25 protein-coding genes are annotated in these 23,451 nt (G+C 33.4%); 17 read left to right on the top strand and 8 right to left on the bottom strand.

The genetic code is table 11. The features are described 5' to 3' along the window. Positions 1-86 precede the first annotated feature (86 nt). A complete protein-coding gene (locus ACMDB5_RS04055) occupies positions 87-326 on the top strand; it encodes a DUF2007 domain-containing protein (RefSeq protein WP_413999738.1) in 240 nt (79 codons plus the stop codon). Positions 327-1,023: 697 nt separating this feature from the next. Continuing rightward, positions 1,024-1,452, top strand: coding sequence for a ribose 5-phosphate isomerase B (rpiB, locus tag ACMDB5_RS04050; RefSeq protein WP_413999737.1), 429 nt, complete (start codon positions 1,024-1,026; stop codon positions 1,450-1,452). A 67-nt stretch (positions 1,453-1,519) separates the two neighbouring features. Here the strand turns inward: rpiB and ACMDB5_RS04045 are convergent, their stop codons facing one another. Then, the gene (locus ACMDB5_RS04045; protein ID WP_413999736.1) at positions 1,520-1,798 is read right to left on the bottom strand and encodes a DUF1294 domain-containing protein; all 279 of its coding nucleotides are present in this window, start codon (positions 1,796-1,798) and stop codon (positions 1,520-1,522) included. A gap of 88 nt (positions 1,799-1,886) precedes the next feature. Here ACMDB5_RS04045 and ACMDB5_RS04040 point away from each other — a divergent pair, with 88 nt between their 5' ends. Further along, the gene (locus tag ACMDB5_RS04040; protein WP_413999735.1) at positions 1,887-4,010 is read left to right on the top strand and encodes a Tex family protein; all 2,124 of its coding nucleotides are present in this window, start codon (positions 1,887-1,889) and stop codon (positions 4,008-4,010) included. 36 nt (positions 4,011-4,046) lie between these two features. On the opposite strand, the gene tatA is transcribed toward ACMDB5_RS04040, so the two are convergent. Then, a complete protein-coding gene (gene tatA / locus ACMDB5_RS04035) occupies positions 4,047-4,229 on the bottom strand; it encodes a twin-arginine translocase TatA/TatE family subunit (protein ID WP_413999734.1) in 183 nt (60 codons plus the stop codon). Between the two features lie 213 nt (positions 4,230-4,442). Between tatA and ACMDB5_RS04030 the strand changes: the two genes are divergently transcribed. The 5 genes from ACMDB5_RS04030 (at position 4,443) to ACMDB5_RS04010 (ending at position 10,074) form a co-directional block, all read left to right on the top strand. Further along, positions 4,443-4,955: a peptidase gene (locus ACMDB5_RS04030; RefSeq protein WP_413999733.1), complete on the top strand. Its 513-nt coding sequence runs from the start codon at positions 4,443-4,445 to the stop codon at positions 4,953-4,955. A gap of 72 nt (positions 4,956-5,027) precedes the next feature. Continuing rightward, complete coding sequence (locus tag ACMDB5_RS04025; RefSeq protein ID WP_413999732.1) at positions 5,028-6,527, top strand: GH3 auxin-responsive promoter family protein; 1,500 nt, start codon at positions 5,028-5,030, stop codon at positions 6,525-6,527. 36 nt (positions 6,528-6,563) lie between these two features. Continuing rightward, positions 6,564-8,243 (top strand): DUF6909 family protein, encoded by a 1,680-nt coding sequence (locus ACMDB5_RS04020; protein ID WP_413999731.1) that lies wholly within the window; start codon positions 6,564-6,566, stop codon positions 8,241-8,243. Between the two features lie 47 nt (positions 8,244-8,290). After that, positions 8,291-9,274, top strand: a complete 984-nt coding sequence (locus ACMDB5_RS04015; protein ID WP_413999730.1) for a UDP-glucuronic acid decarboxylase family protein — start codon at positions 8,291-8,293, stop codon at positions 9,272-9,274. Positions 9,275-9,303: 29 nt separating this feature from the next. Beyond that, positions 9,304-10,074, top strand: a complete 771-nt coding sequence (locus ACMDB5_RS04010) for a glycosyltransferase family 2 protein (RefSeq protein ID WP_413999729.1) — start codon at positions 9,304-9,306, stop codon at positions 10,072-10,074. On the opposite strand, the gene ACMDB5_RS04005 is transcribed toward ACMDB5_RS04010, so the two are convergent. From ACMDB5_RS04005 to ACMDB5_RS03995, 3 genes are read right to left on the bottom strand one after another with little or no spacing between them, the layout of a single operon-like run. After that, a complete protein-coding gene (locus tag ACMDB5_RS04005; protein ID WP_413999728.1) occupies positions 10,075-10,602 on the bottom strand; it encodes an ORF6N domain-containing protein in 528 nt (175 codons plus the stop codon). Positions 10,603-10,649: 47 nt separating this feature from the next. After that, complete coding sequence (locus ACMDB5_RS04000) at positions 10,650-11,963, bottom strand: phenylacetate--CoA ligase family protein (protein ID WP_414000356.1); 1,314 nt, start codon at positions 11,961-11,963, stop codon at positions 10,650-10,652. Next, complete coding sequence (locus tag ACMDB5_RS03995; protein ID WP_413999727.1) at positions 11,963-12,832, bottom strand: hypothetical protein; 870 nt, start codon at positions 12,830-12,832, stop codon at positions 11,963-11,965. Before ACMDB5_RS03995 ends, ACMDB5_RS04000 begins: the two co-directional genes overlap by 1 nt. 120 nt (positions 12,833-12,952) lie before the next feature. Here ACMDB5_RS03995 and purD point away from each other — a divergent pair, with 120 nt between their 5' ends. Next, positions 12,953-14,227 (top strand): phosphoribosylamine--glycine ligase, encoded by a 1,275-nt coding sequence (gene purD, locus ACMDB5_RS03990; RefSeq protein WP_413999726.1) that lies wholly within the window; start codon positions 12,953-12,955, stop codon positions 14,225-14,227. Positions 14,228-14,258: 31 nt separating this feature from the next. Here purD and ACMDB5_RS03985 read toward each other — a convergent pair whose 3' ends face one another. Continuing rightward, complete coding sequence (locus tag ACMDB5_RS03985) at positions 14,259-14,489, bottom strand: DUF6341 family protein (RefSeq protein ID WP_413999725.1); 231 nt, start codon at positions 14,487-14,489, stop codon at positions 14,259-14,261. A 144-nt stretch (positions 14,490-14,633) separates the two neighbouring features. On the opposite strand from ACMDB5_RS03985, the gene ACMDB5_RS03980 reads away from it, so the two are divergent. Further along, on the top strand, positions 14,634-15,563 hold the full coding sequence (locus ACMDB5_RS03980; protein WP_413999724.1) for a DUF6427 family protein: 930 nt from the start codon (positions 14,634-14,636) through the stop codon (positions 15,561-15,563). On the opposite strand, the gene upp is transcribed toward ACMDB5_RS03980, so the two are convergent. Further along, positions 15,558-16,211 carry a uracil phosphoribosyltransferase gene (upp, locus tag ACMDB5_RS03975; RefSeq protein WP_413999723.1) on the bottom strand — a complete coding sequence of 218 codons (654 nt, stop codon included), beginning with the start codon at positions 16,209-16,211 and terminating at the stop codon, positions 15,558-15,560. The genes ACMDB5_RS03980 and upp overlap by 6 nt on opposite strands. 121 nt (positions 16,212-16,332) lie before the next feature. Between upp and ACMDB5_RS03970 the strand changes: the two genes are divergently transcribed. Further along, positions 16,333-16,938, top strand: coding sequence for a DUF4254 domain-containing protein (locus tag ACMDB5_RS03970; protein WP_413999722.1), 606 nt, complete (start codon positions 16,333-16,335; stop codon positions 16,936-16,938). A 42-nt stretch (positions 16,939-16,980) separates the two neighbouring features. After that, entirely contained in the window at positions 16,981-17,994 is a 1,014-nt protein-coding gene (locus ACMDB5_RS03965) for a glycosyltransferase family 9 protein (protein ID WP_414000355.1), read from the top strand. A gap of 92 nt (positions 17,995-18,086) precedes the next feature. Here ACMDB5_RS03965 and ACMDB5_RS03960 read toward each other — a convergent pair whose 3' ends face one another. Further along, on the bottom strand, positions 18,087-19,139 hold the full coding sequence (locus ACMDB5_RS03960) for a 2Fe-2S iron-sulfur cluster-binding protein (RefSeq protein ID WP_413999721.1): 1,053 nt from the start codon (positions 19,137-19,139) through the stop codon (positions 18,087-18,089). Between the two features lie 128 nt (positions 19,140-19,267). Here ACMDB5_RS03960 and ACMDB5_RS03955 point away from each other — a divergent pair, with 128 nt between their 5' ends. Genes ACMDB5_RS03955 through ACMDB5_RS03935 form a run of 5 tightly spaced genes read left to right on the top strand, consistent with a single transcriptional unit; the run spans position 19,268 to position 23,272 of the window. Beyond that, the gene (locus ACMDB5_RS03955; protein ID WP_413999720.1) at positions 19,268-19,603 is read left to right on the top strand and encodes a PadR family transcriptional regulator; all 336 of its coding nucleotides are present in this window, start codon (positions 19,268-19,270) and stop codon (positions 19,601-19,603) included. Between the two features lie 11 nt (positions 19,604-19,614). Beyond that, on the top strand, positions 19,615-20,295 hold the full coding sequence (locus tag ACMDB5_RS03950) for a hypothetical protein (protein WP_413999719.1): 681 nt from the start codon (positions 19,615-19,617) through the stop codon (positions 20,293-20,295). Continuing rightward, a complete protein-coding gene (locus ACMDB5_RS03945; protein WP_413999718.1) occupies positions 20,292-20,993 on the top strand; it encodes a hypothetical protein in 702 nt (233 codons plus the stop codon). The genes ACMDB5_RS03950 and ACMDB5_RS03945 overlap by 4 nt, the downstream gene beginning before the upstream one ends. A gap of 53 nt (positions 20,994-21,046) precedes the next feature. Next, positions 21,047-22,516, top strand: a complete 1,470-nt coding sequence (locus ACMDB5_RS03940) for a DUF5687 family protein (protein ID WP_413999717.1) — start codon at positions 21,047-21,049, stop codon at positions 22,514-22,516. 60 nt (positions 22,517-22,576) lie between these two features. Then, positions 22,577-23,272, top strand: a complete 696-nt coding sequence (locus ACMDB5_RS03935) for an ABC transporter ATP-binding protein (protein ID WP_413999716.1) — start codon at positions 22,577-22,579, stop codon at positions 23,270-23,272. Positions 23,273-23,451: the final 179 nt, after the last annotated feature.

Genomic DNA, 23,451 nt, shown 5'->3' with positions numbered 1-23,451 from the left:
ATTGTTACGCAGTTATAAAGAAAAGAAGTAAGTTTTACATAAAATATAACTTAAAAGAATAGTCGTATCTTTATAAAAACAATAAAATGGAAGCATTTATAACCATTGCTATTTTTGATTACATCCATGAGATAGAAATTCTAAAACATCGATTGGATCAGGAAGGATTGCAGTATTATTTTGAAAACGAAATAATGTCATCAATAGTTCCCATGTATTCGACTGCTCTTGGAGGCATCAAACTTAAAATTCATCCCAACGATTTTGAAACTGTCAAAACAATTCTTCAAGAAATGAAATACGATAACAATCTAAAAATTGTTTGATCTTTTCAAAGTTGTCAACATATATATAATACATAAAAAAGAAAATTTAAATTTAAATAATTTTTTAATGGTTATTATAGTGTGTTAATAGTGGCAATAAATTTATTTTTAAAAGCATTGAAATGAAGTTTTAGTATGTTATACAGAGTTATCAACAGTGTTATTTGTAGCTAAAGAATTAGTTTTAAAGAGTTTTTGAATTTTAATTAACAACGGTTGATAAACTAAAAAGCTTTCAAATTGTAAATAACTCTTTTTTAAATTTCTGTTGATAAACTATTTTTTAATGATGATAACTTTTCTAAAAATTCATCAAACTAAATTAGGTTTTTAAAAGTGGGTTTTGGATTACTTAATTTTTCGATACAACCCAAAAATACTTCTAATATTCTATCCGAAGTTATCAACATTTTTTGTTAACTTAAAGTTAACTGAATATCAGTTGTTTAGGTTTCGCTATTAACAATGCAAAATTTTAACAAATAAATTATATAATAGTGATTGATTTTCAATGTTTTATACATTTTTGTAAATGTTGATAAAGTGCTAATTTTCTAATAATAGGATAGTTATAGATGTTATTGAGAAAAGCTATTTTTAAAACTTTTGTTTTTTAACAAATAAACAATTCTCGCTAGTAAAAAAATCCAAATTTGTTTTGGTAAATTTGCATCACACAACTTAATAGATAAGAAAAATGAAAATTGCAATAGGAAACGATCACGCAGGACCGGAGTATAAAAAAGCCATTGTTGAAATGCTTAAAGCCAAAGGATACGAAGTAACTAATTATGGAACTGACACAAGTGATAGTGTAGATTATCCAGATTATGGTCATGCTGTTGCAAAAGATGTATCAGAAGGAAAAGTTGATTTTGGAATCGTTATTTGCGGAAGCGGAAACGGAATTGCCATGACCGTAAACAAATATCCACAAGTGCGTGCCGGTTTATGTTGGACAAAAGAGATTGCTGCTTTAACTCGTCAGCATAATAATGCTAACATTATAAGTATTCCAGCGCGTTTTACATCCATTCATCAAGCGGTAGAAATGGTAGAAACTTTTTTGAGCACTGATTTTGAAGGCGGAAGACATCAAAATAGAGTAGACAAGATTTCTTGCTAAAAAAAGGTGCTTCGCACCGTTTAAATACAAACTGGCCGAATTATTTCTAAAAATAATTCGGCTTTTTTTAAGCTAAGTTTAAAATGCCAAAATAAAACAAACCAATAATAACTACTATTTGAATTGTAATTATTGTCCAAAACTTCAATAAGTAGCTACTTTTAGCCGTTTTATGCCTGAAAAATAGCATGCCTAATCCCGAACCAATTGTTCCACCGATTAACACAAAACTTAAAAGTGTTTTTTCAGAAATTCGTCTTTTATTTCTTTTGGCTAAATATTTATCATATCCGATGAAAAAAAAGGCTAAAAAATTAACTACTAAAAAAGAGTAGAATAAAATCATTATTGATGTTTAATTGAACTTCAAAGATATTATTTTCGCACAAAGATTTATATAAATCTCACTATTGGTAATAAAATCACATAATATAATGACAAATATAGATTTCATAAAAAAATTTGTAGCTACAGCAGCTATAAACATTCAAAACACCGTTCAATTATTACAGGAAGATTGCACCATTCCGTTTATTTCCCGTTACCGAAAAGATACCACAGGAAATTTGGACGAAGTTGTAATTGAGCAAATTGCAAAATTGCAAAAAGAATATGAGGTTATTGTAAAAAGGAAAGAAGCGATATTAAAATCGATTGAAGAACAAAAAGCGCTGAGTCCAGAATTAGAGAAAAAAATCCAGCAAAGTTTTGATTTACAGGAATTGGAAGATTTTTATTTGCCTTTCAAAAAGAAAAAGAAAACAAAAGCAGATGTAGCTCGTGAAAACGGATTAGAGCCTTTGGCAAAGATCATCATGGCGCAAAATAATGATGATGTCGATTTTATTTCAACGAAATATTTGAATGAAAATGTTATTAATGAAGACGCCGCTTTGCAAGGCGCTCGGGATATTATTGCCGAATGGATTAACGAAAATATTTATGTGCGCAAGCAATTGCGTCGTTTGTATCAACGAAAAGCAAACATTAGCACTAAGGTTGTTAAAACCAAAAAGGATGACGAACAAGCCAAAAAATTCGATCAATATTTTGATTGGTCGGAATCTTTAACTAAAGCGCCTTCGCATCGGTTATTAGCGATGCTTCGTGCCGAAAAAGAGGGTTTTGTAAAAATGAAAATCGAGGTTGATATTGACGAAGCTTACGATCTTATTGACGAATTGATAATAAAAGGTCAAAATAACTGTACACCACACATACAATTGGCTATCGAGGATAGCTTTAAGCGTTTGTTGAATCCGGCTATTTCTAATGAAACTTTGCAGGAAGCAAAAGCAAAGGCCGACGCCAATTCTATTCAGGTTTTTGCCAATAATTTAGGACAATTATTACTGGCACCGCCTTTGGGCGAAAAGCGAATTTTAGCGATTGATCCTGGATTTCGTTCCGGTTGTAAAATTGTTTGTTTGGATGAAAAAGGGGATTTATTGTACAACGAAACCATTTATCCGCATGCGCCACAAAATGAAAGCGCCATGGCGATGAAAAAAATCCGTTCGATGGTAAATGCCTATGCTATTGATGCTATTTCGATAGGAAACGGAACTGCTTCGCGTGAAACGGAATTTTTTATCAAGAAAATCGCTTTTGATAAGCCGGTACAAGTTTTCATCGTTTCAGAAGCTGGAGCTTCGGTATATTCGGCGTCTAAAATTGCAAGGGATGAATTTCCAAATTATGATGTAACCGTTCGTGGTTCGGTTTCTATTGGTCGAAGACTTTCTGATCCTTTGGCCGAATTGGTAAAAATTGACCCCAAAGCCATTGGCGTAGGTCAGTATCAACATGATGTGGATCAGACAAAACTAAAAGAAGAATTGGATAATACGGTGATTCGTTGTGTGAATTCCGTTGGGATAAATATCAACACAGCGAGCAAACATTTGTTGAGTTATGTGAGTGGAATAGGAGAGAAGTTGGCCGAAAATATCGTGAATTATCGTTCGGAAAATGGTCCTTTTGAAAATAGAAAGCAGCTGAAAAAGGTACCTAGATTAGGAGAAAAAGCCTATCAGCAGGGAGTTGCTTTTATCCGAATTTCAAACGCTAAAAATCCGCTTGATAATTCAGCCGTGCATCCTGAAGCCTACGGAATTGTTGAGAAAATGGCCAAAGATTTGAAAATTTCGGTTCATGATTTAATTGCCAATAAGGAAAAAACAGCTTTGATAAAACCAGAGAATTATATTACACCAGAGATTGGTTTATTGGGATTGAAAGATATTATAAAAGAGCTTGAAAAACCGGGATTAGATCCTAGAAAATCGGCCAAGGTATTTGAATTTGACCCTAATGTAAAATCGATAAAAGACGTAAAAACAGGAATGATTTTACCGGGAATTGTCAATAACATCACCAATTTTGGCTGTTTTGTGGATATTGGAGTAAAGGAAAGTGGTTTGGTTCACATTTCGCAACTCAAAGCTGGTTTTGTCAGCGACGTAAACGAAGTGGTGAAATTACACCAACATGTCGAGGTAAAAGTGACCGAAGTAGATGAGGATAGAAAACGAATCCAGTTGTCTATGATACTTTAAGAGCATAAAAAAAGTCCCGAAATATCGGGACTTTTTTTATTTTTCTTCGCTTTTGTTTTCGTCTTTTTTATCAGCTGGTTGCTCTTCTTTGGCAGCATTTTTGAATTCTTTAATTCCGCTTCCTAAGCCTTTCATTAATTCTGGAATTTTTTTACCTCCAAAAAGTAACAAAACAACTGCTAATATAACTAGGATTTCTGTAACACCAAATCTTCCCATGATTGAATAATTTATGCCGAAGCAAATTTGTAATAAATCTCGAGGCAAATGTAAATAGAATTACTCAAAGCAAACTCATATTTGGTCAATTATTTAATTTCTATAGCGTTAAAAATTTATTAAAACAAGTCATTTTCTAGATTTGCGTCTAAGTGAAGCCGTAAAGTGCTATCATTGACATTAATTATTATATTTGTAACATAAAGGAAAAACATGTCAGGAAAAAGATTAAAAAGGAAAAAACTCCACAGTAAATTATTCACTAAAAACCGATTGGTTATTTTGAATGAGGATACTTTTGAAGAAACTTTTTCTTTAAAATTAACCTTAATGAATGTTTTTGTTGTGGCTTCTATAGGCGCTATTTTATTAATTTTAATTACCACTTTTATTATTGCCTTTACGCCTTTGCGGGAGTTTATTCCAGGATACTCTTCGTCTAAATTAAAAAGAGACGCTACCGAATTAGCTTTAAAATCAGATTCTTTGACCACTGCACTAAAGAAAAATGAAGCCTATATTTTATCTATTCAAAAAGTACTGAATGGAGAATTAGAATACGCTAAATTTAATAAAGATTCAATTTTAGATTCTACTGATGAAATTCCTACTCAGGTTGAATTGGAGGCTTCTAAAAAAGAAATGGAATTAAGGGAACAAGTGGCAAAAGAAGATAAAAAGGAGCAAGCAGTTTCTACAAAAGAGAATAAGAAAAAATCCAAGTAGTTTTTAGATTTTAATAAAAACGGCGTGTATTTGAGTCATCTTGGCAAAAAACATCAAAATAAGCACTACTAAATGTCAATAAAATCCATTGCAGCAAAGTTATTTGCTAAAAAAATACATAAGAAAACCCAGGCTTGGGCAGCTAATCCCATTGCAAGCCAAAAAGCCGTTTTTCTTGAATTAATAAAAGAAGCGAAACAAACACAATTTGGTATTGATCATCATTTTAACCAAATAAAAACATACGAAGATTTTACAAAACAAGTTCCTGTCAGGGATTATGAAGGCTTAAAATCGTATGTTGACAGAGTGGTAAAAGGCGAAGAAAATGTTCTTTGGAAAGGAAAACCGCTTTATTTTGCCAAAACTTCGGGAACCACATCTGGAGCAAAATACATTCCGCTTACTAAGGAATCCATGCCTTATCATATTGAGGCGGCTCGCAATGCGATTTTGCTTTATATTCATGAAACTGGAAATGCCGATTTTGTTGACGGAAAAATGATTTTCTTGCAAGGAAGTCCAATATTAGAGGAAAAAAACGAGATACAATTTGGTCGGTTATCAGGAATCGTTGCCCATTTTGTTCCAAAATATTTACAAAAAAACCGAATGCCCTCTTTGGAAACCAATTGCATAGATGATTGGGAAACTAAAGTAAATGCGATTGTTGAAGAAACTTTTGACCAAAATATGGCAGTAATTTCGGGAATTCCTTCCTGGGTTCAGATGTATTTTGAAAAATTGCAGCAAAAAGGAGGGAAGCCTGTTGGCGAAATCTTCAAAAATTTTAATCTATTTATTTACGGAGGCGTTAATTACGAACCGTATCGTGCCAAATTTGAGAATCTAATTGGTCGAAAAGTAGACAGTATTGAGCTATTTCCGGCTTCGGAAGGATTTTTTGCTTATCAGGATTCTCAAAAAGAAAAAGGAATGTTGTTGCTTTTGAATGCGGGGATTTTCTATGAATTTATAAAATCAGACGAATTTTACTCGAATCCAGAAGGTTTGGGACCAAGGCGTTATACCATTGGCGAAGTGGAATTAAATGTAAATTATGTTTTAATTATTTCTACCAATGCGGGACTTTGGGGATACAATATTGGTGACACGATTCAGTTTACCTCGTTAAAGCCTTATAGAATTATAGTTTCGGGAAGAATCAAGCATTATATTTCGGCTTTTGGCGAACATGTAATAGGCAAGGAGGTTGAATGTGCTTTGCAAGAAGCCATGGAAGGAACTGATATTAGGGTAAATGAGTTTACGGTGGCGCCTCAAATTACGCCAATTGACGGATTGCCTTACCATGAATGGTTCATCGAATTTGAAAACGAACCAGAAGACAGTCTGGCTTTTGCAGAAGCAATAGATGAGGCCATGCGCAAACAAAATGTGTATTATGACGATTTGATCGCCGGAAAAGTGTTGCAGCAATTAGTGATTACGAAGGTTGCAAAAAATGGATTTCAGGATTACATGAAATCAATAGGAAAATTGGGAGGACAGAATAAAATTCCAAGATTGTCAAATGACAGGAAAATAGTGGATTTGTTAAACACAAAATAAAAGAATTAGATTTATAGGTTTGAAAATATATAGCATATGAAAGAGACTAAAAATATATCAAGATCAAGAGCACAGGAATCATCGGCGGCAATTGAAAAAATGTACATCACCATGCGCCATTTGTTTAATAGAGGATTCTATAAACCCATGGGAGTTTCTGGTGATACTTTGCGAGAAGCATTATTGGCTTTGCGTCCGGAAATTTACGGAAATATTGCCGAAGAAAAAGTAGAATTAAACGGACTTTTGTATGTTATAGAGCGCCTTCCGGTAGGAATTGAAGAATGTCGTTTTATCAATCTAACCTCGGATGAAGGTTATTCTAAATCCCATTTTCAGGCTATTGTTCCGCCTAAAAGAAGACGTAATTGCTATCGTATAGACGAAGAACAAATGAATGTGGAGATTACCAGAGGGCGTTCGGATATTTATGATATTTTGACGCACTTAACCTTTATTTTCATTGAATCACATAAAATCAAAAACAGGATTTTATTAGATGATGCAGGCGAGGTTTCTCGTGATTGGCATAAACTAGAGCAAGCTGTTTCTTATGATGAGAAATTATCTCAAGTAGAAAAAGAGAAAGCCATTTCGCATGCGGCCAATATTTTGGGAAGGACTTTTGAGGAAATTTTAGATATTTATGACGCATTTGGTTCTCCAACTGAGCCAGACCGATTTTTGCATGTTATTTACTGGCTTGGAAAATTAGCCATTGAAGAAGTTGTTGACAACAATAAAAGAACCATCACTTTTAGTCCCATTTTAAGAGAACGACTAGGGCATCATATTCACGGAGAAATCTGGGCTACTAACATCAAGGAAGTTTTAAAGGAAAAGGATCTTTTGGACCGTCCTATTCACGTGATCAGTGCTAATATGCACTCTGTGATGAATTCTATTTTTGCCACAACAACTTTAAAAACGAACTTTAAAGACAAATCAGATTTCTTTATTTATGAAGAATTAAGCAAATCTACGGCTAATGAAGTTAGAAATAAGGTCGAAGAAATCGCTTTAAAACAAGGGATGATTTCGTTACCGGATACTTCCGGAACTAATATCGACGTACAAATTTTTGATACGGCCAAGATTGATTGGGCCAATTCCTCTTTTCCTAAAGCGAAAATTGGAACTAAAAAACCAGTATTGATCGTCATGGATTATGCCTTTGGTGAACAAGCCTATGAAACGATTGATGAGTTGTTAAAACCATTCAAAAAAGATATTTTACTCAATGTAGAATCGGTTTCTATAATGGGAAAAGCGGGAATTCTGGAAGGCGGAAAAGGAGATATCATGATTCCAAATGCCCATATCAATGAGGGAACTGCAGATAATTATTTTTTCCATAATGAATTAAGAGCCGATATGTTTGAAGGCAATGGCATAGAAGTTTTTGCTGGACCTATGGTTACTGTACTAGGAACTTCGTTGCAAAACAAGGATTTATTAAAATTCTTCCATGAATCAACTTGGGGTGTTATTGGTTTAGAAATGGAGGGATCTTATTATCAAAAAGCGATACAATCTGCTTCCAAAATCAGAAAAAGTGTTCCTCATGACATCAAAGTAAGATATGCTTATTATGCTTCGGACAATCCTTTGGAAACAGGAAGCACACTAGCTTCGGGTGGACTTGGGACAACTGGTGTAAAACCTACTTATTTGATTACCATCAAGATATTGGAACAAATTTTTAATATAATTTAGGAAAAGCAATCGAATTACGAATTCGAACAAAACAATATAATCTATATATGAAAAGGATACTTATTACTGGTGCTGCGGGATTTTTGGGTTCACATTTGTGTGATCGTTTTATCAAGGAAGGCTATTTTGTTATCGGGATGGATAATCTAATTACGGGAGATTTAAAAAATATTGAGCATTTGTTTAAACTGGAAAATTTTGAGTTTTATCATCACGATATCACCAAGTTTGTCCATGTGCCGGGACAATTGGATTATATCTTGCATTTTGCTTCACCGGCAAGTCCGATTGATTATTTAAAAATACCGATTCAAACCTTGAAAGTAGGTTCGTTAGGAACACATAATCTTTTAGGTTTGGCAAGAGTTAAGAAAGCCAGAATTTTGATTGCATCGACCTCAGAAGTTTACGGAGATCCATTGGTTCATCCACAAACCGAAGAATACTACGGAAACGTGAATACTATTGGACCACGAGGTGTTTACGATGAAGCCAAACGTTTTCAAGAATCCATAACTATGGCGTACCATACTTTTCACGGCGTGGAAACTAGAATCGTACGAATTTTCAATACTTATGGACCTAGAATGCGACTCAATGACGGTCGTGTAATTCCGGCATTTATAGGTCAGGCATTGCGTGGAGAGGATTTAACTATTTTTGGCGATGGGATGCAAACCCGTTCTTTTTGTTATGTTGACGATCAGGTGGAAGGTATTTTTAGATTATTGCATTCGGATTATGTTTATCCGGTAAACATTGGGAATCCGGACGAAATAACCATTAAAGATTTTGCCGAAGAAATCATCAAATTAACAGGAACCAATCAAAAAGTGGTGTATCATCCGTTACCAATAAACGATCCTTTACAACGCCAACCTGACACCACCAAAGCCAAAGAAATTCTAGGTTGGGAGGCCAAAGTCAATCGCGCCGAAGGAATGAAAATTACTTATGATTATTTTAAATCATTGTCTAAAGAGGAACTTTTAAAAGAGGAACACAAAGATTTTACGGATTATATCAAATAAGCAATAAGGAAAGACAAATCATCTAAAAAATGGAATTACCCTTAGTATCTATAATAATTCCGATTTTTAATTCTGAAAAATTCATTTCAGGAGCAGTTGAGTCTGTCCAAAAACAAACCTATACAAACTGGGAAATCATCTTGGTTGATGATTGTTCTACAGATAATTCGGTTTCGATTGTTTCAGAAATGGTCGAAAATGATAGAAGAATCCAGTTTCATCAACTCGATAAGAATTCAGGAACTGGAGTGGCTCGAAATTTTGGGCTGTCAAAAGCTTCCGGTCGTTACATTTCTTTTTTGGATGCCGATGATTTATGGAAACCCGAAAAACTCAAAAAGCAGCTTGATTTTCTGCTGAAGAACAATTTACCGTTTACTTTTTCTTTTTACGATTGGATCAATGAAGACGGTGAATTGTTGAATAAAACGATAGAAGCACCCAAAAAACTGTACTATTGGCAATTGTTTTTTTGTAATTATGTTGGCAATCTTACCGGGATTTATGATGCAAATTACTTCGGAAAAATCGAGATTTCCTCTAGTCGCAAACGGCAAGATTGGATGCATTGGCTTTCTGTCGTTAAAAAGATAAAGTCGGCGCAAGCAGTTCCCGAGAGTTTGGCATATTATAGAATTCGGACAAACTCAATTTCTGCCTCAAAACTCGATTTATTGAAACATAATTTCGCCGTTTACAGAAGCTTTCACGGTTATAATCTAGGTATTTCCTTACTGTGCATGAGCGGTTTTTTATTTACGCAGTTGCTGATAAAACCACTTTATTGTAAAAATAGCTGATTATTTTTTATAGCCAATTTTAGGTCTTGGTTTCTTATCTTCTTTTTTCTCTGTTAGTTCATCCAAATAAGAGAAAACCAATTCTATGTTTTTGCCTTGATTTTCCAGTTTCCTTTGAATTTGTACAATATCTAACTTCATTTCGGTCGTGTCCAGGAGCATTTGTCTCACTTTGGTGAAAATGCGCATAATTTGAATGTTGGTTTGGATGGCTTTGTCACTATTCAAAACACTGGACAACATTAAAACACCGTGTTCGGTGAAAGCCATTGGGGCATAGCGCAAACCCATCTTTTCAGAATTGGAGGTCGCAAATTGCGACCTCCAATTTTCAAACTCTGCTTTAGACAGTTCAAACATAAAATCCTCTGGAAATCGATTAATATTTCTTTTTACCTGTTCTTTTAGCCTTTTAGTTTCAATTCCATAAAGCTCCGCCAAATCTCTATCAAGCATCACTTTTTGATTTCTAATAAAATAGATTTTATTAGAAATGGTTTCTTCAGAAAGCATAAAATTTTTATCCATAAATTTGTGTTTTTTCAATTGGAGATCACATTTTGTGACCTCTAATTTTATTTTAGCATAGACTGAAACTGCTTCAATTTACCGCGATTACTTCTTTCTAAAGCTTTTTTTCTAGTGAATTTAAAGTTTAAATTCGGTTCCAGATACAAAGAAATTGCTTGTTCTATTTTTTTTATTTGTTCCGAATTTAATTTGGTTTCACTGACATATTCTATTTCAAAAGAGTCGGTTTCGGTCTGTCGAATGATAAATTCTTTCACGTTTCCGTCATCTTCAATAATGCTTTTGGTGACATAATAAAAAGTCAAACCGGGCGATTTTTTTCCACTTGGTAAAATCGCAACATCATTTGTTCTTCCGATTAATTTTTTGAGAATGGGTTTTTGTAAAGTACTTTTTGTATCCAAGATTCCAATATCGCCAATATCATATCGTATAAAAGGATGCGCTTTATTGAACAAAGACGTAATCACAATTCGCCCTTCTTGGCCGTAAGGAAGTGGCTTGTCGTTATCATCCAGAATTTCAACAAACAGTGTTTCAGTATTTACTTGCCATTCACTATTGGGGTTTTGGAACGCAATTAAATCGAGTTCCGAAGCACCATATTCATTGACAATTGCGATTCCGAATTGGTTTTCTAACAATATTTTATCCTCTTCAAAAAGCATTTCTGAAGTGACCATACAGACTTTTAAAGTGGGGCAAATCTCTTTAAGTATGATGTTTTTTTTCTGTAAAAATTTGGCAAACAATACAATCGAACTCGTATAGCCATTGATGTAATCGAATTTTTTATACTTAAATTTTTTCAGGATCTTTTCTAAAGCGGCATCGGATAAATCGAAAATGGGAAATCGGAAACGATTACTCAAAAAGTCCTTGAAACGTTCCTTTTTGTTGCCAATGAAATCCAAAGGAATGCCATAAAAACGTGCCTGAAGAGAACTGTTAAAATCAATGCCAAACCAGCCAAAACGGTACATATACGAAGCCCAAGTCAGCGCATGACAGTATTTGTCTTTGGCAAAAATAAAAGGGTCGCCACTAGAACCGGAGGTTTTGTTAACGTAAGCATTTTTAGAATTGTAACCATTGGATAATCTTTCATTCAATGGTTTTTGTAAATTCTGTTTGTTTAAAATGGGTAGTTCTTCCCAATTTTCAAACGTTTTTGAACCCGCTAATTGTTTGTAAAAGGAATTGTTTTGCAAATGAAAATCAACAATCTCTCTTTTTTTATTTTCGATGAATAATTGACGTTCTGTTGTTGATTGAGCTACAATTTTTCGCAATTCGAGCTTGGCCTCTTTTATCGGGTAGCCATTCCATTTTAGCGTTAAATCGAATAATTTTAGCATCATACTTTTAGAACAATATTAATATTTCCGGCTGTTAATTCTTCTTCTGAATAATTTTTATAATCAGAGTGTATTTCAATATTCTTAAACAAACGATGTTGTTCAGAGTCTTTTTTTACGCTATCGAAAGTTAAATATATAATCTCATAATCCAAAGATTTGAAAATTTCCAGATATTGCGGAAGTCTTAATCTGTTGTGATAATCAAATTTGGTTTGGATACGATTCCATTCTTTTTGATCATATTTTAAAAAATCCTGAAGCGACAATGATTTGTCCGAATAAGCTCTATGATCACTTGGTGAAATAAAATGAACTATATGCGAACCTTTTTCAAGTGATTTTTTAAATTTTTTATGCATTTCTACAATGTCTTCGGGAGTCACGTGTTCAAGGACAAACCTTGAAAACACGGTTTCTGCTTTTGGAATTTCCGCTGTAATTATATTTTGTGAAGGATAATAAACGACTTCTTTTGGAAGACTATACTTTCCGTTCTTTTTGGTATTCACACTCTGATTGTATTCTTTAGAAAAAATGGTATTAAAGTTTACAATTGATTTTTCTTGATAATGTTCGTTCAAATCATAGGTGGAAACACGTTTTGCTTTACCCTTAAAGATAAAAAAATAAGGCATAATGGGTAACCATCCGGAACCAATCTCTATTATTGATTGATTTAAAATGTTTATTTTTAGTTGATTGCAAATTGAAATAAAACTATTGAATGTGTTTTCTGTACTTTTTATTTTGAGATTCAGATTCTTGTTTTCAGAGAAAAACTGCAGTTTATGGTACAGTTGAACACCCAAACTATTTGGCAAAATGCTCAAAAACTGAAAGATGGATGTTTTTATTTTATGTTTCATAAACAAATTTTATCAAAAATAGGAAAAGAAATCGCTGTTTTTATTTAATTTTTTGGGTGAATCTCTTTTGGTAAACTTTAAAACAACCTATTTTTGCACCACAACTAAAAACAACTACAGATGACTATTTTACTATTGGGTTCAGGAGGAAGAGAACATGCATTTGCATGGAAAATGATTCAAAGTCCGCTTTGCGACAAACTTTTTGTAGCGCCTGGTAACGCGGGTACTGCTTCGATAGCAACCAATGTAAATATGGGTGTAACTGATTTTGATGCTATTAAAGCATTTGCTATTGCTGAAAAAATCGATATGGTTGTTGTAGGTCCTGAAGATCCTTTGGTTAAAGGAATCTATGATTTTTTCCTAAATGACGAAGCGCTTAGTCACATTCCGGTGATTGGACCTTCTAAAATTGGAGCTCAATTAGAAGGAAGTAAAGAATTTGCCAAAGAATTTTTGGTGAAACATAATATACCAACTGCGGCTTACGATAGTTTTACAGCAGAAACGGTTGAAAAAGGATGCGAATTTTTGGCAACCTTACAACCGCCTTATGTACTTAAAGCTGATGGATTAGCCGCAGGAAAAGGGGTTTTGATTATTCAAGATTTAGCCGAAGCGCAAGAAGAGTTAAGAAACATGTTGGTTCATCAAAAATTTGGTGCCGCAAGTTCAAAAGTGGTTATCGAGGAATTTCTTGACGGAATAGAATTGAGTTGTTTTGTCCTTACGGATGGGAAAAGCTATAAAATTTTACCAACAGCCAAAGATTACAAGCGTATTGGCGATGGCGATACGGGCTTGAATACAGGCGGAATGGGAGCTGTTTCTCCGGTTCCTTATGTTGACGCTTTATTGATGGAAAAAATTGAAACACGCATCGTAAAACCGACTATCGACGGTTTCCAGAAAGATGGAATTCCTTACAAAGGATTCGTTTTCATTGGATTGATCAATGTCAAAAACGAGCCAATCGTAATTGAATACAATGTAAGAATGGGTGACCCGGAAACGGAAGTTGTTGTTCCAAGATTAAAAACGGATTTAGTTGAATTGTTTTTGGCTGTAGCCAATGAAAAATTAGATGAAATCAGCCTTGAGATTGACGAAAGAAGCGCCACTACAATTATGGTTGTATCTGGTGGATATCCGGAAGATTTTGAAAAAGGGAAAGTGATTTCGGGCTTAGAAAATATAAGCGATTCTATCGTTTTCCATGCGGGAACAAAATTAGACAACGGTGCTGTTGTTTCTAATGGAGGTAGAGTTTTGGCTGTAACTTCTTATGGAGACGATTTTGAACAAGCCATAAAAAAATCTTACCAGAATATAGATAAACTAAATTTTGATAAGATGTATTTTAGAAAAGATATTGGAAACGACTTAAAATAGTTTCCAATATCTTTTTTATTTTTTTTAAATATTACTTTAAAAAAGAATGAGCAGTTGTATCTTGATTTTCTGTTCCTGCAGCATCAAAAATTCTTAATTGTTTGATCCAATATAACATTGCGGCAGCACAAATAATCATGAAAATCCAGTTGATCGTATTTGCGACAAACCAAGATGATAACTCTAAAGAGCGTAAAAAGTCAAGGGGAGCAAATAAAATATTTACAAACAAGTATTGTATTCCTTCGAAAAATGCTTTCATAATGTATAAAATTAATTTTATTAGATGTTTTTAAAGGAGCTTGATTACTAAACATTCTTCTTTGTTAAGAATCTTTTTGAACTTGCAGAGTTTCCTTTTTAAACAAGTACTATATTTACAGTCACAAAAGTATAAAATATCCTTATGATTACAAGTGTTTTTAAAAAATCTACACCATTAAATTTTTCTTTAGTAGTATTTTTAATACTGGTTTTCTTTTTTATTTTTCAAATTCGAGATTTAGCCTGGACTAATTCACTTATTTTGATTTTTGAAAAAGTGGGACTACTCTCAATTTTATTGGCATCTGCTTTTATTACCAACTTTATTTCTAAGAAGAACGGACTTAGTAAAGACAGTAGTTATATTATCTTATTTTATTTGTTGTTCTTGTTGTTTTTTCCAACGGTTTTAGATAATACAAATTTGCTTCTGGCTAATTTTTTCCTGCTCTTGGCGTTCCGTAGATTGATTTCTTTGCAGTCTTTAAAAGCTTCCAAAGAAAAAATATTTGATGCTTCGTTATGGATTTTTGTAGCCTCATTATTCCATTTTTGGAGTATAATTTACATAGTATTGGTGTTTATTTCCATAATTTTCCATGTTGCCAGAGATTATAGAAACTGGATATTGCCCTTTATTGCTCTTATTGCAGTAGGAACTATTTTTGCATTTATCACAATAATATTCGACATAAATGGTATTGAATACATTAGCCGTAGCGTAAAAACCAATTTCGAGATTAATTATTTCACCAATAATTACCAAAACGGAGCCTTGTCAATTTATGCAACGGTGGCTTTGTTTTTTGTCATTTCGATGTTTTCAACCTTGTCAAATAGACCCTTAGTTTTACATACTTCATACAAAAAAGTCATCGCTTCTTTTTTTATCGGAGTATTGATTTTCTTGGTTTCTTCGAATAAAAGCAATGATTTATTGGTGTTTACAATTGCTCCTTTGGCAATGTTAGCAACGAGCCATATTGAAATGCCGCAAGTTAAATTAAAACAAGAAATGGTTTTGGCTGTACTTATTCTTTGTAGTTTGTTTGCTTTTTTCTCGCAATTATAATTTATTACCGTAGGCCAAGTCTCCGGCATCACCAAGTCCGGGTACAATGTAAGAGTGTTCATTTAGCTTTTCGTCAATAGATGCTATCCAAAGATGGCAATTGTCAGGCAATTCTTTTTCAAGGTAGGCAATGCCTTCCGGTGCTGCGATTATAACAGCGATATGAATTTCTTTTGGTGTGCCTCTTTCCATCAATTTATTGAAAACAGCAACTATAGATTGTCCGGTGGCGAGCATGGGATCAATAAGTAATAAGTATTTGTCGTTAAAATCAGGTATAGCTTGGTATTCGACCAAAATATCAAAATAATCGTCATTATTTGGATGGTGTCTATAGGCCGAAACAAAGCCGTTTTCGGCACTGTCAAAATAATTCAAAAAACCAATATGCAAGGTCAATCCAGCACGTAGTATAGAACATAAAACCAATTGATCTTTAATTTCAGTACTTTTCTTGATTCCAAGCGGCGTTTGAATTTCTACTTCTTTATAATGCAATTCCTTACTCAATTCATAGGCCATTATTTCACCAATGCGCTCAATGTTTCTTCTAAAACGCATACTGTCATTGTGAACATTTACGTTTCTGATTTGACCCAAAAAATGATTGAGAACACTATTAGTTTCTGATAAATGGTGAATTTGCATAAGAGAATTTTAATTTCCAAATCAAATGTATTGTCCTTCCAGACTTTCGAAATAGATTTGTGATTTGTGATTTTTTTATAAAAGTATAAAAAGTATCTTTGTTACCATAAAATATAAAAAGATGTTTTCAAAATTAGCGTATTCCGTTTTCGAACAAAGTATCAAAGATTACCATCAATTTGATAATGTAGATCAACCTATAAATAATCCTTTCCCAAAGGATAAATTCGAGCATTTATTATACCTAAAAAACTGGATCGATACAGTACAATGGCATTTTGAAGATATCATTCGTGATCCAAATATTGATCCGGTTGCGGCTTTAACCTTGAAAAGAAGAATTGATGCTTCTAATCAGGAACGTACGGATATGGTGGAATATATTGACAGTTATTTTTTGCAAAAATTCAGCAATGTAAAAGTGAAAGAAGATGCAAAAATCAATTCCGAAAGTCCGGCTTGGGCTTTTGACAGATTGTCAATTTTGGCATTGAAAATTTATCACATGAATGAAGAAGCAACTCGTGCAGAAGCTTCTCAAGATCACAGAGACAAATGCCAGTTAAAATTGAATATTCTATTAGAACAAAGAACAGATTTGTCTACTGCTATCGATGATTTGTTAACAGATATTGAAAACGGAGATAAATTTATGAAAGTGTACAAACAAATGAAAATGTACAATGATGATGATTTGAATCCTGTTTTGTACCAAGGAAAGAAATAATTGACAGTTAAAATGTCAAATAAAATTCAGCATATAGCCGTCATGAGACTTTCTGCAATGGGAGATGTCGCCATGACGGCGCCTGTTTTACGTGCTTTCGTAAATCAGTATCCCGAAGTTAAAATCACGGTAATTTCCCGTCCTTTTTTCAAAGCTTTTTTCGAAGGAATTCCTAACGTTTCTTTTTTTGTTTTTGATGAAAAAGAACGTCATAAAGGGTTCTTGGGCCTGATGCGACTGTTTCAAGATGTAAAACAACTTCAGATTGATGCTTTCGCCGATTTGCACAATGTTTTACGATCAAAAATCGTAAGATCACTTTTTGCCTTGAGCGGAAAAAAAATCGCTTATACCGACAAAGGCCGTGAGGAGAAAAAAGCCTTAACCCGTTTTGAAAACAAAGATTTTAAACCACTTACGACAATGTTCGAAAGACATGCGAAAGTGTTCGAGGAGCTTGGTTTTGCGGTTGATTTATCCCATCCTGTTTTTCCTAAAAAAGCAGTTTTAAAAGATGAAATTTTAGATTTAATAGGAGAAAATAGTCAGCGATTAATCGGAATTGCTCCTTTTGCGCAATATGATTCTAAAGTGTATCCTATTGACTTGATACAAGAAGTAATAAATAAATTGGCCGAAAACAGTAATTATATAATACTGCTTTTTGGTGGTGGAAAAAAAGAAGTCGAAATTTTGGAATCACTTTCAAAAGACAAAGAAAATGTCATCAATATGGCTGGTAAAATCAAGTTTCAGCAGGAATTAGAGCTCATTAGCAATCTTGATGTCATGCTTTCTATGGATTCTGGGAATGCCCATATTGCAGCGATGTTAGGTATAAAAGTAATCACGCTTTGGGGCGCAACGCACCCTTATGCCGGATTTATGCCTTTTAATCAACCGCTGGAAAATGCCTTGGTTTCAGATAAAGAAAAGTACCCATTTTTGCCTACATCTGTTTATGGAAACAAAATAGTTCCAGGCTACGAAGAAGCAATGCGAACGATTTCACCAATAACAGTTGTGCAAAAAATCAATCATTTATTAACTAATTAAGCTTCATTTAGACTTAATTAGTTACAAGAAATATATAAACAAAAAAAAGAGTTTGCATTGCAAACTCTTTTTTTTATAAATGAACATTGATTTTAAACGTCGTCAAAATCCACATAGATTGTTTCTGATGTCGGGTGTGCTTGACAGCTAAGGATTAATCCGTCTGCAATTTCTTTGTCGGTCAAAATCGAATTTTTCGTCATTTCAGCTGTTCCAGATGTGATTCTGCAAAGACAGCTGCTGCAAATTCCGCCCTGGCAAGAATAAGGCGCATCAATGCCTTGTTTTAAGGCTGCTTCAAGAATAGTTTGCTTTCTAGACATCTCGAAAGTGGTTTCGTCATCATCTACCATAATGGTAATTTTAGAATGACCTTCTAGCGATTCTGTAATCACATTTTCATGCGAAGAAGTGCTAAAAAGTTCAAACTTGATAGCCGATTCTTTTACGTTTTTTTCTTTCAAAACTCCTGAAACGGTAGTAATCATATCTTCAGGACCACATAAATAGAACTTGTCAAATTCGAGTTCCTTGTGTTTATTGTTCAATACAAAATTCACTACCGATTTATCAATTCGACCAAATAATGACTGTTCTGCTTTAGCTTGGCTATAAACATAATGCACAAATAATCGGCTTACATATTGCAATTGTAAATCGTGTAATTCTTGGTTAAATATTGTTTCTTCGGGTGTTTTGTTACCATAAACAAGGACGAAAGAACTTTTAGGCTCGCTCTTCAACACAGATTTCAAGATAGAAATTACCGGTGTAATACCGCTTCCGGATACAAAAGCAACATAGTTTTTTTGCTTGCTTGCTTCAGGTTCCAAAATGAATTTCCCTTCTGGTCTTCCAACTTCAAGGACATCTCCTGCTTTTAGTTTTGTATTGGCAAATTGAGAAAAAGCACCATTTTTGACTGCTTTAACAGCAATACGGAGTTCTCCACTTTCCGGTGCTGAGCAAATGGAATAAGCGCGACGAATTTCCTGACCGTCAAGGGTTAGTCTCAAGTTAAGGTATTGACCTGCAATGAAATTATAATTGGCTTTTAGTTCCTCTGGAACGTTAAAAAGTATCGAAACCGCATCTTTGGTTTCGCGACGTACTTCTTTTATAATTAGTTTTAAAAAGGATGGCATGAGATATTTTTTTTACAAAGATAGGAAACAGATTAGGTTTCTTAAATCAAAGTGTTTGAAAATTTACATACCTAAAAAAATTATGTATAAGAATCTTATGTATATTTGTTTTCAAAATGAAAATGAAAATGAAAAACTCACAATTGTATAAAGGAAGTTTGAATACGATTATTATGAAGATGCTTGAGGAAAATGGTAAGATGTACGGCTATGAGATTACCCAAAAAGTAAAAGCCATAACCCAAGGCGAACTCAATATTACCGAAGGGGCTTTGTATCCGGCGTTACATAAGTTGGAAGCCGAAGGTTTGTTGGACGTAGAAATTGAAAAAGTGGATAACCGCATGCGCAAATATTATAAACTCACTGAGGCTGGTACTAAAGAAACGGTAAATCGTCTCTCGGAACTCGAGGATTTTATTCGAAATATGCAATCCTTAGTGAATCCTAAATTAGAATTTTAATTTTTTTTGAAATGAAACTAACCGAACCACAAATAACCTTAATAGAAGAAACTTTAGTTTTGAATGGTCTTAATTATGATGACATAAAACTGGAAGTTACCGATCATATTGCCTCAGAAATTGAAGCTTTAATGGAGGATAACACACATTCATTCGAAGAAAATTTAAAAATTGTTTTTGAGAAATGGGCAGTGCAATTAAAACCTACAACTTATGGTTTATGGCTTGGCTATGCTTATTCTGGACCAAAAATGGTAATGGATAAAATGGCTAATTTCACTAAATCAGAGTTGAAATGGGGTTTGCTATTAGCTTTTTTTAGCACTTTAATTATTTTATTGCTTTATAAAATAATTAATAATGTCGATTTTTTATTAGTACTCGATGCAATGCTAAAAAAGCTATTGATTGTTGTTATTTTAACGAATATTTACTTTCGAATTACTCTTTTTAAGACAAAGGTAAAGACCGTTTATTCCACTTTATTTAATAGAAGATTTTATATTACCCTTTTGTTTTCTATACAAATAGCATTTAATATTTTTCGCATTGTTCCTTTAAACAAAAGTTTAGAAGTTAAGGTATTAACTTTGGTTTTGCTTTTAATTTTTGTCATGTATTGTATCAACAGTTTAAGATTTTTGCACAAGCATTTTAAAGTAGAGAAAAAACTATCCCCTTCCATTTCATGAAACTAACAACAGAACAAATAGACCAACTTTTTGTTTTCAGCCGCCAGCATTTTGTCGAATGGTATGACTTGCAATCTGAATTGGTCGATCATTTGGCGAATGCCATCGAATGCCAATGGCAGAAAAATCCAAAACTATCTTTTGATGAAGCTCTGGAAAATGAATTCAAGAAGTTTGGCGTTTTTGGTTTTATGGATGTGGTAGAACAACGACAAATAGCCCTTGGTAAAAAATACAACTCTTTAGTTTGGCAGCATTTCAAAGATTTTTTTGGCATTCCAAAGATTGTTTTGACCATTGCAATGACTTTGGTATTATTCAGTGTTTTAAAAGTGAGTGCGTATAAAGAGTGGATTATTATTGGCTTTTATCTTATTTTGATGGGGTTTATATTTTATGAAATGATTAGAAACCGGAAAAAGAAAAAAACAAAAGAGCAATCAAAAGAGAAAAAATGGTTGTTTGAAGAAATCATCAATAAATACGGTACTTTTTCTGGGGCGATAATTTTCCCCTTTAATCTGCTGCTTCAATTGATTAATCATATTGATGTTTTCTTTGGGAATGACTATTGGTTATTGGGGTTGAGTCTAATTTCTATACTATTTTCAATAATTATTTTTATTATTTTCAAAATTATACCATCTAAAGTTCATACTTATTTAGAAATTACATATCCAGAATATAAATTAGAATAAATGTAACGTTTTCTTACTTTTACTTACTTACCATAAAACTAAACCAATAAGTTATGATTCAAAAATTCCTTTATCTCGAATGGAAAGCATTTTTTAGATCGGCTTCCTTCGCTACCAACTTGGCTTTGAAAATCTTCATGGGTTTTGTTGCCATTTATTTCATTTTAGTCTTTTTAGGATTAGGAATCGGTGTTTTTTATATTTTAAAGAAAATGAACCTCGATCCTATTGTTACAGTAAACAAATTCATGATTTATTATGTATTGATGGATTTAATGATCCGAATGATGTTGCAAAAAATTCCGGTGATGAACATTCGTCCGCTGTTGATTTTTCCAATAAAAAAATCCACGATTGTGCATTTCTCTTTAGGAAAAACCATTTTGTCCTTCTTTAATTTGGTTCATGGTTTTTTCCTGATTCCGTTTAGCGTTGTTTTAATAATTGAAGGATTTGATGTGGTGTCGGTGTTGCTTTGGTTTACTGCAATATTTTCGCTGCTGTATATCAATAATTTTGTAAATATTATATTGAGTAACAAAGACAATTTGTTTTCAATTTTCTTAGGAATAACCTCTGTTCTTGGCGGATTGCAGTATTACGGTTTTTTCAACATCACCGATTATACGGCTCCTTTTTTTAATGCTATTTTCAATACTTATTGGGTTTTTGCAATTCCTGTTTTGGCTTTGATTGCTATGTATTATTTCACTTTCCAATATTTCAAAAGCAATTTATACCTTGATGCGGGTCTTTCTAACAAACATGATGTTGCAAAAACTGAGGATTTGATTTGGCTCAATCAATTTGGAACTATCGGTACTTTTCTAAAAAATGACATTAAACTTATAAAACGAAACAAACGATCTAAAACCACGGTAGGCTTGAGCATTATGTTTCTTTTTTATGGTTTGCTTTTCTTCACTAATGGAATTGAAGCTTATAATAATCCTACGATGCACATTTTTGCCGGAATTTTTGTTTCTGGCGGATTTCTAATCACTTTTGGACAATTTGTACCTAGTTGGGACAGTGCTTATTACCAGTTGATGATGACACAAAATATTCCTTACAAAGGCTATTTGAGTTCTAAATGGTGGTTGATGGTAATTGCTACAATAGTAACAACGACTATTGCATCATTCTACCTGTATTTTGGATGGCAAACCTATTTAATAATTATAGTGGGTGCAATTTATAACATTGGAGTCAATTCTCATTTGGTTTTGCTGGGCGGTGCTTACACAAAAACGCCAATTGATTTGAGTTCTGGCAAAGGCGCTTTTGGTGATAAAAAAGCATTTAATGTAAAAACAATGTTGATATCGATTCCACAATTGGCTTTACCGGTTTTACTGTATTGGCTGGGTTCTACTTTTGCTAGTGCAAATGTGGGATTAGTTTTAGTTGCTTCAGTAGGATTATTAGGTTTAGCAATGAAAAACAAGGCTTTTTCTTTGATTGAAAAAATCTATAAATCAGAGAAATACGCAACCATTGCCGCTTACAAACAAAAAGGATAATCCTCAAATTTTATAAAGCGATTAATTCAATCAAAAAATAACCGAATAAACTTTTTCAAAATGATACAAGTAAAAAACCTTTCGAAAACATACAACGGAACAACCGTATTAAAAATAGATAATTTAGAAATTAAAAAAGGCGAAAGCTTTGGATTAGTTGGGAATAACGGAGCAGGAAAAACAACTTTTTTCAGTTTGTTATTGGATTTAATCCAGCCTTCAACGGGAAATATTGTCAATAATGATGTTCAGGTAAACGCTAGCGAAAACTGGAAACCATTCACAGCTTCTTTTTTGGATGAGAGTTTCCTTATTGGCTATCTGACTCCCGAAGAATATTTTTATTTCATAGGTGATTTGCGCGGACAGAATAAAGCTGATGTTGATGCTTTATTGGCTACGCACGAAGAATTTTTCAACGGTGAAATACTTAAGAACAAGAAATATTTACGCGATTTATCCAAGGGAAATCAGAAAAAAGTGGGCATCATCGCCACTTTAATAGGAAACCCGGAAGTGATAATTCTAGATGAGCCTTTTGCTAATTTAGATCCAACAACACAGTTTCGTTTAAAGAAAATCATCAAAGATCTAGCCGATAATCCGGATGTAACGGTATTGGTTTCTAGCCATGATTTGTTGCATACAGTTGAAGTTAGCGACAGAATTGTAGCCTTGAACAAAGGTGAAATTGTTAAAGACATTCAGACTTCGAGTGAAACCTTGCAAGAGTTAGAAGTGTTTTTTGCAGTATAAGATTTAATTTTTACAGCATACCAAATTCCAATCATCATAATCCTTCTTTATTCTTAAAAAATGAAGAAGGATTTTTCTTTTTAGCTGAAATTCAGTCTGTAAAAAGCTAATTAAAGTAAAGAAGATTAAAATTTATAGCGGATTAAGAATTTAAAAACAGCAGTATAATTTTCACGATG

Origin of the sequence: Flavobacterium sp. W1B (assembly GCF_047344965.1) — a bacterium.
In the GTDB taxonomy this organism is placed as follows: domain Bacteria; phylum Bacteroidota; class Bacteroidia; order Flavobacteriales; family Flavobacteriaceae; genus Flavobacterium.
Note: the sequence above shows the minus strand (reverse complement) of the source record. Positions and strands in the feature narration are given on the sequence as shown.